This window comes from Clostridium tyrobutyricum (assembly GCF_019144085.1).
Classification (GTDB): Bacteria; Bacillota; Clostridia; order Clostridiales; family Clostridiaceae; genus Clostridium_B; species Clostridium_B tyrobutyricum_A.
In genome coordinates, this window is sequence record NZ_JAHHUY010000014.1 from 29,267 (window position 1) to 41,684 (window position 12,418).

Sequence of the window (12,418 nt, forward strand, 5' to 3'; positions counted from 1 at the left end):
ATATAAATTAAAATTTTATGCTAATCCTTGGGCAAACGTAATAGGTTTTTATAAAAATCAATACTAATTCCATTTCCTATTTCAAATACAATTCGAGAACATACTTTTTTATCTTTCTATATAAAGTGGACTTTCCTATTTTAAGCATCTTACTGGCATCCATTACATTGCCACTGCACTGTTTAAGAGCTTTTATTATAAGGTCTTTCTCTGCTTTTTCAAATGTTGGAATACCTTCCTCCACATATTCCGTATCCTTGCTGTTCTTTTTAATATACTCTGGAAGGGAGGATTCAGTTATGACCCCGTCCTGTGACAAATAATAGGCCCTCTGTATTACATTTTCAAGTTCCCTTATATTTCCCGGCCATCTATAGTTTTTAAGTATATTTATAAATTTTTGGTCTATATGCTCTATCTTTATCTCATTTTTTTCACTTAATTTGTTGATAAAGAACTTAATCAGCATATCTATATCTCCTTTTCTGTCCCTCAGGGGGATAAGCTCTATATTAAATACACTTAGCCTGAAATACAGATCACTCCTAAAATTATTACTTTCCACTTCACTTATAAGGTCCCTGTTTGTAGCTGCTATAAACCGTACATCAAGATCTCTTTCATACTTTCCACCTATTCTTGTCACTTTGTGGTTATCCAGTACTCTTAAAAGCTTGGGCTGAATTTCAAGTGGAAGTTCTCCAATTTCATCGAGAAAAATTGTCCCCCCGTTTGCAAGCTCAAACTTTCCTGGATGTCCTTCCTTGGATGCACCGGTAAATGAACCTTTTTCATAGCCAAACAATTCACTTTCAACGAGATCCTTTGGAAGTGCAGCACAGTTTATTGCAACAAAAGGCCCGTCGGCCATTTTGCTTCCATTGTGTATGGAATGGGCAAACAGTTCTTTTCCAGTGCCGCTTTCACCCGTAATAAGAACCGCAGCATCATTTTTTGCAATTTTTTTGGCGTCACGTATCATATCAAGCATTTTATTATCAGATGTAAGTATATTTGTAAAATCATATCTGGAGGAAAATCCCGCTATTTTATTTACCACATTTCTCATTGTATCGGCTTTTTTGACTACAAATACAAATCCTATACGTCTTCCATGCATTATAACCTGAGTCAAACTTATGTTGCATTCTACCCTTCTGTTTTTTATATAAAGACTTATCTCCCTATAAGTTATCTTGTCATTTTTATTTGGATCATACATATCTTTGACTATATCCCTGAGTACATCCTTCATATCCAGTTTATAAATTTTATTTTTGTCTATTCCAAGTATACTGCATATGTTGTCATTAAGATATTTAACCTTTAATTCATTATCTATAATCAATATTCCCTGATTTATTGAATTAAAAGCTACTTCCGTCCACTTTCTATGCTCCGCTATTGCAAATTGCTCCTGTATTGTATTTGAAGCTTCTACTACTATTCCAAGAGTGTGCTGATGGAAATCTCCATAACTTCCTGAAAGATCCATGCAGCCTATTATATTTCCCCTACTATCATGTATTGGAGATGCAGAACAGGTCCAGGTGTCCTGTCCCTTGCAGTACTGTTCCGTACCCAAAGTCTGTATTGGTTTGTCAAGATAAAGGCATGTTCCAACTGCATTGGTTCCCACATCCTGTTCCAACCATCTTCGTCCCTCTAAAAGGCCAAGTTCCCTATTCTTATTCATTATCTCTTCATTTCCAACGATTTTTAATACTACACCATTTTCATCAGTCAATATAATAGAATAATTTGTGTCCTTTAGAATATCATATAAGTTAAGCATTACAGGAAGACATATCTGGATAAATTCATTTTTTCTTTTAAGCACTGCATCGAACTCACCTTTGGAAAGAATATTAGGCTCATTTTGATCCTTTGTCACACCATATTCTTTACATCTTATCCATGAGTTCAAAATATCCGATCTTACATACTTGGGCATTTCGTTATATTGTATAAATCTTTGACGTTCTTCTGCAACCTTTTCTATATAACTCATAATTTTATCCTCCTCAATGAAAATTAAAAAGGCAAATAGTCATCCTATGATTATTCTACCTTTAGTAAAAATGAATGTAAAGAAATAAATTATGAAATTATATAGATAAGCCCTGCCCTGTTATTACTTCAGCAATATATAGTTAGTTTTTTATTAAACAACCCAAATGCTTCATGTAAAAAAGTAGTACACTGATGAAAATCAATGTACTAAGTTAAATTTTTATTTTACTTTGTTAATACTTTATTTGAACTTTTCATATTCTCAACTATTTCTGAAGCCTTTTTATTGGCATCAATTATTGCGCTGCATAGATTGTCCACAGTAACTTCAAATGGCATATGACCCATAGTATCATCTTTTGCACATGAAAGTTCTGCAACTTTTCTTACAAGTTCCCTGTCTATGGATTTCAAACCCATGTCCTGTAATGTTACCGGAAGCCCTACACTTGCCATGAATTCTACTGCCTCTTTTAGCTCCTTATCAGAAACACCCTCAAGAACCAACTGAACTGTTGTGCCAAATCCAACTTTTTCCCCATGGGATACATGGTGTAATTCTGGTATAACAGTAAGTCCATTGCTAATTGCATGAGCAGCTGCCAATCCTGAACTTTCAGCTCCAACTCCACTTAAATATATATTGGCCTCCACTATGTTTTCAAATGCTTTTGTAGAAACATGCTTTTCATTTGCATCTTTTGCTGCTAGGCCATCTTTTAAAAGTGTTTCACGGCAAGCCTCGGCAAGTGCCATAGCTGCATTTGTTATCTTGGTACCTACCAAATTTACTGCACCGGCTCTATAGCAGGCTCTTGCTTCATAATATGTTGCAAAGGCATCTCCAATACCTGCTGCCAGAAACTTTACAGGTGCTCCCAAAATTATATCTGTATCAACTATAACCATATTTGGATTTTGTGGAAGATACAAATATTTGCTGAATTCCCCATTTTCCTTATAGATTACAGCAAGAGCGGTACATGGAGCATCACAGGATGCCAATGTTGGTATTATAACAACAGGTAGATTAGCATAATATCCAATTGCCTTTACCGTATCTAATGTCTTTCCTCCTCCTATTGCAATAACTGCATCTGACTTTTCTTTTTTGGTAACTTCTATCAATCTATCAATTTCATTTTGTGTACATTCTCCATTGAACTTTTCATATAAAACTTTTGATGAATCATTTTCAAAACTTTTATCAATCTTTGATTTAGCATCATTAAATACAAATGGATCTGATACTATAAGAAAAGATTTACCCAAATTTTTTACATAATCTTTCAATACATTTAATATTCCTGCACCCTGTATATACTTACTTGGTGACTGAATTGATTCCACTGTCATTGACATACTCATTCCTCCATTTTTTAATTATTTATAGTTTTTATGATATGGTATAAAAATCAAAGTAAATAAATCATTTAATCGTGACACTTTTCTATAAAGCATAAACTGTGCCAAAATTACAAAACAACCAAATTGCCCATTTAAGTTAATTTAATATCAAACAACATCAAAAAAACAATACCAAAATGGGAATACACATTTCACCATTCCCATTTTGGTATTACTGCTTTATAAATATCTGATTTTATATTTTTGATTGCCTTGATTTTCCAAAATTATAATATCGTACTAAAGTTGAACTTTCAACTATCTTATGTTATTATAAATAACGTTGAACTTTCAACTTTATTTAAAGAGGTGAGCTTCCATAGAAACTTCAATGAATTATATATTAAGAGAAATAGGTGCTGTATCAAGATGTATTCATTCTATAAATGACTTGAAATTTAAAGAAATACATCTCCAGAAAGGTCAGTTTATATTTTTGACCAGGATATGCGAAAATCCAGGAATCAATCATGTTGATCTATCAAATCTTTTAAAAGTAGACAAAACTACTACTACAAAGGTTGTACAAAAATTTATTAAAGCCGGATATATAGATAAAAAGAGAGATATGAACGACAAAAGAATGTGGCGGCTCTACCCAAAAGAAAAGGCACTGGAAATATATCCTCTTATTATAAAGGAAGAAAACAACAGGGTTGAAATTTGTTTTGACAACTTCACTGAAGAAGAAAAAGAACTGGCTTACCAGTTAGTGAAAAAGATGAGAAAAAATATTGAAAATCACTGGAAAGAAATAAAAAAGACTAGAGGTGTTAATTATGATAAGACATGCAGTTAAAAATGATGTAAAAAATATTATAAAAATTATAGACAAGATTATTGTAGAGATGGATTCTTATGAAAACAACCAGTGGGATAAAAGCTATCCACGTGAAACAGATTTTCTCAAGGACATAAATGCCAAAAATCTGTTTATATGTGAAAGAAACGGCAAAATAGCTGGATTTATATGTGTAGACAGATTACAAGTTGATGAATACACTGATGTAGAATGGTCCTTGAAGGAAAATTTTATGGTTATACATAGAATGGCAGTCAATCCTGAATGCAGAAGAATGGGAATTGGAAGTGAATTGCTTGATTTTGCTGAAGAATATGCTCTGGAAAATAATATAAGGTATTTGAAAACAGATACTTATTCAATAAATGTAAAAATGAACAATCTATTTAAAAAGTTCGGTTATGATATCGCCGGACAAATAAAAATTCCTGAAAGAGAGAAACCTTTCAACTGTTATGAAAAGATATTAGATGAAGAAGTATTTCAGAAAAACATGGATTTTTGTAGAGAAGCCTAGATTTTCATGAGAATGAGCATGGATTTGTATAAAAACAATTCCATGCTCATTCTCTAACTCAATCGAGGATACACTCCATCTTCTATTTTTATAATTCTGTTACACTGACTTGCCATTTTGGAATCATGTGTTATTATAAATTCTTTAACATTTTTATTTATCTTGTCACTCAAGCTCAATTTATCAATCATTTTATTTATTATACTTTCTGTATTGAATGATATGTTTTTAAATACTGATTTGTCCACAGACTTATGAGTTGTTTTTGTCGTACCACAACTAAGATTACTTGCCTGAACAACTGAATTAATTCCAGTATTCAAAAATAATGGTGCAGAAATTATTTTATACTGTATATTAGTCAATTGGATATTTTAATATAAAGCTTACACCCTCTTTTCTGTTTATGGCTTCTATATACCCATTATAAAAATCTACTATCTTTTTTGAAATACAAAGTCCCAAGCCAAAGTTCCCGGATTTATCTTTATATATATTGTTAAATAGAAGCATCATATTATTACTTTTTATGCAATCTCCATCATTATATATTTCAATTACTGCAAAATTATTTTTACTCAGCAATGTAATATTTATAATGGTATTGGCATACTTGACTGCGTTATCCAATATATTTTCCAAACACACTTTTATTTGCTTTTCATCTATAAAAATAACAACACTTTCAAGATCCAATTTCCAATTTATATTTGGATTAATAGGTTTGAATTTATGTATTATACTTTGAATTACTTCTCTTAAATCTAAATTTTCGTTTATTATATTATTTTTTAAAGAATATCCAAGAGTATTTAAATAGAGTATTTGATTGACTTTTCTCTCAAGAAGCATGGATTGACTTTTTATTATTTCGGCAGTTTTTTCAACAGAATTTACATATATTCCATCTATGATTGCTTCTGCATGACTCATAATAACCATTACAGGTGTCTTTAAATCATGAGATATACTCTGAAGAAATAATTTTTCATTCTCATCTGAATTTTTTAATTTTTTCTGCATTATATTCATTGATTTTGCAAGACTTCCTATTTCATCATTACTATTAATCACTATAGGTTGATCCCAATTTTTATTTGCTATCTTATCTATATAATATTCTAATTTTCTAAGAGGCTTGGATATATATGATGCCACAATTTTTGATGTAAAAAAAGCTATTATAATAAATAATACACCTACAACAATAGCCTCGTAGATAAATTTATTATTAGGATGATAGGGCATGTAAGTAATTAAATATGCTTTAGTTGAATTTTCAATTTTTATAGGACTTAGTATAATCAAAAAAGTTGTTTTACCGTCAGAAGCTTTAAATTGAGTTTCAGATTTTATATTCTTGGAAAAACTACTTATCCAAAGCAATTTTTTATATCCAGGAGTATTATCCCTTGGCATAATTTCATTGGCTGAATTATTTATATATTGCATATTTATCACTTTTCCTTTAAAACTAACTATAAAATTCTCTATATTGGTGAGATCTTTTAATTGATTAAAATTTGAAGACCTGTCAAAATTATTATCTTTTATTACCATTTCATGATATTTTTTCATACTTGAAACATGTAAATTTTCATCAAAATTTCTGAAAGTAAAAATATCTATCAATGAAATGCAAAATATGATAATTGCTATTATTACTACAAACACTAGCCATATTTTCATCATAATTGATTTTGTTTTAAATATTTTCATATTAAACCAGCCCTATACTTTTTAGGCCCTACTTCCCCCTTATGAAATTATATTTTATTTAAGATAATATCATATAAATATTAAATATATCATAATAAATATTAGATTATTTAAAGTGGGAAAGAAATTATAAAGCTAACACCCTCTTCTCGATTTATCATCTTAATATTTCCTTTATAAAAGTCTATTATCTTTTTGGAGATAGCCAATCCAAGTCCAAAATTACCAGTTTTATCTTTATATAAACTATTGAATATATATTTAACTGCATCATTATTTATATTATTCCCGTCATTATAGATTTCAAGTATAGATTTATTGTTTTCTGTTTTTAAGCTTACCCTTATAATACTTCTAGCATATCTTAAAGCATTATCCAATATATTTTCTATACATACATTGATTTTTTCCTCATCTGCTGCAATAACAATTTTTTTTATATCAACATCCCAATTTATTTTATTATTTATTAATCGAAACCTATCAACCATATTTAAAACAATATCTTTTAAATTTATATTTTGGACATCATTATAGTTCTCTAGCGCATATTCTAAAGTATTTAAATATAATATCTTTTTAATTCTGTTGTCAAGATTAATAGCTTCTTTCTTTATTATATTTGCTGTTTTTTCAATAGAACCCATATACACTCCATCTATAATTGCTTCAGCATAACTCATAATTATCATAACAGGTGTCTTTAAATCATGTGATATACTCTGAAGAAATATCTTCTCATTTTCATCTGCATACTTTAGTTTTCTCTGCATAATATTCATCGAATCCGCAAGCCTTCCTATTTCATCATAACTCGTTATTTTAATAGGTTTGTCCCAATTTTTATTTGCTATTTTTTTTGTATAACCTTCCAAATTTTTTAATGGCTTTGATATGAAATTTGCAACAATCTTTGATGTAAAAAGTGCCATTATAATAAATATAACTCCTATAGCAATAGCTTCATAAAACATTGAATTATCTTTAAAATATGGCATATAGGTTACTAAAAACAATTTAGATATATTTCTATCTGCAATAGGACTTATTACTATTAAAAATTTTACTTTATTATGATACACTTTGAACTGAGATTCACCTCTTACATGTTTTGTTAAGTTTGACATCCAGTACATATTCATATTCTGGTCATGGTCAGAAAAATTATTAGAAGTTTTATTTATATGCAAAGTCTGACTACTTTCATTTAAATTTCTTTTCTCAACATACCTTCTTGAATTTGGAAAGTTAGGTAGTCTATTTAAATAAACTATTTTTCTATTATTATTTCTATTTTCAACTATAAAATTTTCTACCTTTTTTAAATTCCTCAAATTGTTAAATTCAACTGGATGACTAAAATCGTTGCTTTTTAATAACATTTCATGTGCTACCTTCATATCCTTCATATGTGCCTCTTCATCAAATGTACGAAAACTAAACATATATAAAAACGAAATACAGAATATAATTATTATACTTGTAGCTGTAAAAGTAATCCATATTCTCATCATCAATGAATTTATCCTAAATATCTTCTTAAACAATGCTACCACCTTAATTTTAATATTTGAACCAGCTTATTTATTCACTTTTTTCAGACTAGTACAGTATCCCCACACTTTATATTTAGAATTTTTAACATCTACTTTCTCATACAAATACCCCAAGTTATATACGGCTTTGCGAAATATATAATACTGTGAAGGATCTATAGTTATAATGAAACTTGATTTTTCAGCACTACATACTTGTATTTCCAAATATTCTTCCATTTCATATATCTCATATATATGAGAATTATTTTTATCATAATTGTAGGGATATATTCTATTTCTATTTCTCATATATCCAATTAATATAAATATACATGCTATAAAAAAACAAAGTACAAAGTATATTTCCAATGCATGAATTATAATATACATAATATTACCATTCCTATACAATATAAGTTTAACAATAATATAATAAAAAATTATGGTTATAAAATGTACTAATAATATTAAGTTTGTGTGATATATGTGAAATATATGGTAAAAATATGGATTTATGTATATAACATATTTTGTTACATCAATTTAGAGAAAATAAAATGAGTATAGATTTATATAATATCAAATCTATACTCATTCTTAAATCATTAAATAACTTTTTTATTGCCGTTTTTATCAAATATCATTCTTAGATAAATTTCAGTAGCTGCTATAGATGCAAAAATCATTATTATAGTTGTTGTTGAAGAAATTTTAGATGAATGTGCAAAATTATTTCTGTACATAAGATTACAAATTACTGATATTATCAAAGATGCAATTCCAATACATGCAATCAAAGTACCGAAAATTTATTTGCTTCACTCCATGTATCACTAAAATTATCCCAACTACATAATTAGAATTCAACATGATAAATATCAGCTACTTTTAATAATCTTGTCTATATAATTCTCTTCTCTATTTTTAAAGCAGTTCCCCCTACTCTGACCCGCCTTATGCAATTATTGTAAGTATCCAGCTCAACCAGAATTTCAGAAGGTCTACCCATACAATATCCCTGTTCGAAAACTAAATTTCTGGCAGAATCCTCATCTATAATACCATATTTGTAAAGATAACATCCTAATGCTCCATTTGAAGTACCTGTAGCAGATTCCTCATCAATATCATACAGTGGTGCAAAATTTCTGCAATGCGCTGTTGAACTGCACTTTGTCTCCATTGTAAAAACATGATATCCAACGGCACCTTCTTTACTGCAAATATGTGAAATCTTATTAAAGTCAGGCTTAACATCATACAAGGCTTTCAGTGATTTAACTGGAATTAAAATATCTTTCAATCCAGTAGATACAATTTGAATTGGAATATTATCCATAATATTATTTTCATCAATATTCAATGTGTGAGCTATGTATCTTTTATCTAATATTTTATGAAATTCAGGACTACATTGATCCATATAAATTTTATTATTTCTACATTCTACATTTAAAATACCAGACTTCGTCTCCTGCTTATATATACCTTCATTAATAATATTTTTATATAATAATAGTGTAAAGGTTGCAATAGTAGCATGACCACACAACTCTACTTCCCTATTGGGTGTAAAGAATAGGACTTTAAAATCAACATTATCTGATTTTTTAACAAATGCAGTTTCTGAAAATCCTACTTTTCTCGCTATTCTCTGCATATCTTTTTTAAATAAAGAATCTGCATTTAAAACAACTCCAGCAGGGTTTCCACCCATTCTTGTCTTTGCAAAAGAATTCATTGTATAAATTTCTAAATCCATTTTATTCTCCTATTTTATATATGAATATAATAACATTTTCAAACTTGAATTTACAATTTTTATATGATAAACATGTGAAAAATAACAGTCCTCAATTCAAGGACTGCCAAATTATTTAATCATTTGAAAGTTTTAAGCTTCATAATTAGCCGACAAGATTTTGAGGTGTTCCCTTAATCCATTTATCAATATTATCGAATACTATCTGTGCACGAGTATAAAGTGCCTCTTGAGTTGCAAATGCTACATGTGGAGTTAAAACTGTATTTTTAGTATGTACAAGAGGATGTGCACTAGCTATTGGTGGCTCAGTTTCAAAGACGTCAATACCTGCACCTGCTATTTTACCTTCATTAAGTGCTTTAGCCAAGGCTGCATTGTCCACAACTGGTCCCCTTGATGTATTTATTAATATGGAAGTCGGCTTTAAAAGAGCCAATTTTTTCTCGTCAATCAAATGCTTTGTACTTTCATTCAAAGGTACATGTAACGATACTATATCACTTTCTTTTAAAAGAGTATCAAGATCAACATATTTTACACCTTTTTCAATAGCCTCTTGTTTTTGAGTTCTACTATAAGCCAATAATTCGCAGCCAAATGCCCTTGCTATTTCAGCTACTCTAAGACCAATAGCCCCCGTTCCAACAATACCAAATTTTTTATTGAATAATTCTGTTCCTACAAGTCCATCTTTAGTTTTCTCAGTTCTAGTTGCATTATCACATGGCACTATATTACGAATTACTGATATTGCAAGTCCAAATGAAAGTTCTGCCACTGCATTTGTTGAATATCCTGCAGCATTGCAAACAGTAATACCTCTCTCTTTGCATACAGCTATGTCTACATGATCCACTCCTGTAAATGCAACAGATATCATCTTTAAATTAGGACAATTTTCGATAACTTCTTTTCTGAAAGGCAAATTTGCAAGCATAACAATATCTGCATTCTTTGCTCTTTTAATTAATTCTTCTGTATCCTGCGTTCTTGTATCATAATATACAAATTTATGTCCATTGCTTACTAGTGTTTCTGCAAGTCCATTAATTTTTTCTTTACTAATCCCTAAAGGTTCTATCATAACAATATTCATAAATAAAAAATCCTCCTGTTTTTTAATTACTGCAACTTGATTACAATCTTTAGAATATAGATACTTGATATTTTTTCTTTTTATATAAAATAGCCTATATGTCAATTTCACATATTGAAATTTAATTTCAATAATACTTTAATTTTATTATAAACGTTTTATAGTATTCTTGCAATAATCTTTGTAAATTTAATTCTCTATATACTTCTATTGTGATATTTGCATTACATAGCTTTACTTTCTTTAAGATCTCCTACAACTTCATTGTTAAAAATACTTCTATCTAACTCTTTTTCATTTACTGCAATAATAAATGCTACTATAACATCATTGAAAACATTCAATACAGTTCTAAACATACCTGAAAACCAATCTATTCCTGCCAATAATGCAATTCCTTCTACCGGAAGTCCCAATGTTGGAAAAACAATTGCAAGAGCAACAAGTCCTCCACCTGGAACAACTACTGTTCCCAAAGTTGCTAGAGTTGACATTACTACAACTGTTATTTGCTGTGATAAAGTTAAATTAATATTAAAGAATTGAGCAACAGTTAAACAAGCAAGTGCAAGATAAAGTGCCAATCCACCACTGTTTAAAGACATACCCAATGGAAGAACCAAACTTGAAACTCTCTTATTTATACCTATTTTTTTCTCTGCATCTTCCATTTCTATAGGTAGTGTAACTGCTGATGAGGTAGTAGTAAACGCAACAACTAACATTCTATAAAATTTAGCTAATAATTTTACAGGACTTACTTTTGCATATAAAGCAGCTATCAGAACTGTAACCAACAGTATTCCTATACTTCCTATGCCCATAGCTAATAAAAATTTAGCAAGTGGAATTATTACTTTAATACCAGTTGTTCCTACAACCCATGCAATTAATGCAAATATTCCTATTGGTGCTGATTTCATGACAATTTTAATTATGTGAGTTAATACAACATTAATTTGTTTTACGATATTTAATATAGTAGTATTGCCTTCTTTTTTGCCTATTATACTCAATGATAGTCCAAATAGCAGTGCAAATATAATAACCTGTATTGTATTTCCTGTACTTAAAGATTCCATAATATTTTTAGGGAAGAAATTAACTATTATATCTGAGAAGCTTTGATTTACAGCTTTAATGCTACTATGAAGATTATTCATTCCTATTATTCCTGAACCAGGTTTTAAAATATTAGCCAATACTATACCTACTGCTGCAGCTATTACCGTAGTTACGAGAAAACCAATAAGTGTTTTTCCTCCCAGTCTTCCTAGTTCATCTGGATCCAGGGAACCAACAGCTTCTATAACTGCTCCCATTATGAGAATAACAACAGACATCTGTATTAATCTTAAAAATATATAACCCAAGAATTTAATATTTCCTATGGGTTTTCCAATAAGTACACCTGCTGCAATACCTAAAATCATAGCAATTATTATTAATTTAATATCTGATATTTTTTTCATACTCTCTCTCCCCTTTTATATTTAAAAACTAAATTTAAACCTTTAATAACCTATGACATTTAATATAATTTCATATATTGAAATTATAT

General features: G+C 29.4%; 12 protein-coding genes. 2 read left to right on the plus strand and 10 right to left on the minus strand.

The window, feature by feature from the left end; translation table 11 throughout:
• Positions 1-76: 76 nt before the first annotated feature.
• Positions 77-2,011, minus strand: a complete 1,935-nt coding sequence (locus tag KM800_RS07955; protein ID WP_217812600.1) for a sigma-54-dependent Fis family transcriptional regulator — start codon at positions 2,009-2,011, stop codon at positions 77-79.
• A gap of 227 nt (positions 2,012-2,238) precedes the next feature.
• Positions 2,239-3,375, minus strand: a complete 1,137-nt coding sequence (locus tag KM800_RS07960) for a glycerol dehydrogenase (RefSeq protein ID WP_017895942.1) — start codon at positions 3,373-3,375, stop codon at positions 2,239-2,241.
• Between the two features lie 376 nt (positions 3,376-3,751).
• Here KM800_RS07960 and KM800_RS07965 point away from each other — a divergent pair, with 376 nt between their 5' ends.
• Together KM800_RS07965 and KM800_RS07970 are read left to right on the plus strand one after the other, a co-directional pair.
• Positions 3,752-4,219 (plus strand): MarR family winged helix-turn-helix transcriptional regulator, encoded by a 468-nt coding sequence (locus KM800_RS07965; RefSeq protein ID WP_017752715.1) that lies wholly within the window; start codon positions 3,752-3,754, stop codon positions 4,217-4,219.
• On the plus strand, positions 4,200-4,739 hold the full coding sequence (locus KM800_RS07970; protein WP_217812601.1) for a GNAT family N-acetyltransferase: 540 nt from the start codon (positions 4,200-4,202) through the stop codon (positions 4,737-4,739). Before KM800_RS07965 ends, KM800_RS07970 begins: the two co-directional genes overlap by 20 nt.
• A gap of 53 nt (positions 4,740-4,792) precedes the next feature.
• Here KM800_RS07970 and KM800_RS07975 read toward each other — a convergent pair whose 3' ends face one another.
• The 8 genes from KM800_RS07975 to KM800_RS08010 form a co-directional block, all read right to left on the minus strand.
• A complete protein-coding gene (locus KM800_RS07975) occupies positions 4,793-5,062 on the minus strand; it encodes a hypothetical protein (protein WP_217812602.1) in 270 nt (89 codons plus the stop codon).
• A gap of 34 nt (positions 5,063-5,096) precedes the next feature.
• Positions 5,097-6,458 (minus strand): sensor histidine kinase, encoded by a 1,362-nt coding sequence (locus KM800_RS07980; RefSeq protein ID WP_058952769.1) that lies wholly within the window; start codon positions 6,456-6,458, stop codon positions 5,097-5,099.
• Between the two features lie 110 nt (positions 6,459-6,568).
• Positions 6,569-7,972, minus strand: coding sequence for a sensor histidine kinase (locus KM800_RS07985; protein ID WP_058952799.1), 1,404 nt, complete (start codon positions 7,970-7,972; stop codon positions 6,569-6,571).
• A 66-nt stretch (positions 7,973-8,038) separates the two neighbouring features.
• Positions 8,039-8,386: a hypothetical protein gene (locus KM800_RS07990; protein WP_058952770.1), complete on the minus strand. Its 348-nt coding sequence runs from the start codon at positions 8,384-8,386 to the stop codon at positions 8,039-8,041.
• Positions 8,387-8,601: 215 nt separating this feature from the next.
• Positions 8,602-8,766 (minus strand): hypothetical protein, encoded by a 165-nt coding sequence (locus tag KM800_RS07995; protein ID WP_155594193.1) that lies wholly within the window; start codon positions 8,764-8,766, stop codon positions 8,602-8,604.
• 131 nt (positions 8,767-8,897) lie between these two features.
• Entirely contained in the window at positions 8,898-9,758 is an 861-nt protein-coding gene (locus tag KM800_RS08000) for a PhzF family phenazine biosynthesis protein (protein WP_217812603.1), read from the minus strand.
• Between the two features lie 145 nt (positions 9,759-9,903).
• On the minus strand, positions 9,904-10,857 hold the full coding sequence (locus KM800_RS08005) for a 2-hydroxyacid dehydrogenase (RefSeq protein ID WP_217812604.1): 954 nt from the start codon (positions 10,855-10,857) through the stop codon (positions 9,904-9,906).
• A 224-nt stretch (positions 10,858-11,081) separates the two neighbouring features.
• Complete coding sequence (locus tag KM800_RS08010; protein WP_217812605.1) at positions 11,082-12,329, minus strand: dicarboxylate/amino acid:cation symporter; 1,248 nt, start codon at positions 12,327-12,329, stop codon at positions 11,082-11,084.
• Positions 12,330-12,418: the final 89 nt, after the last annotated feature.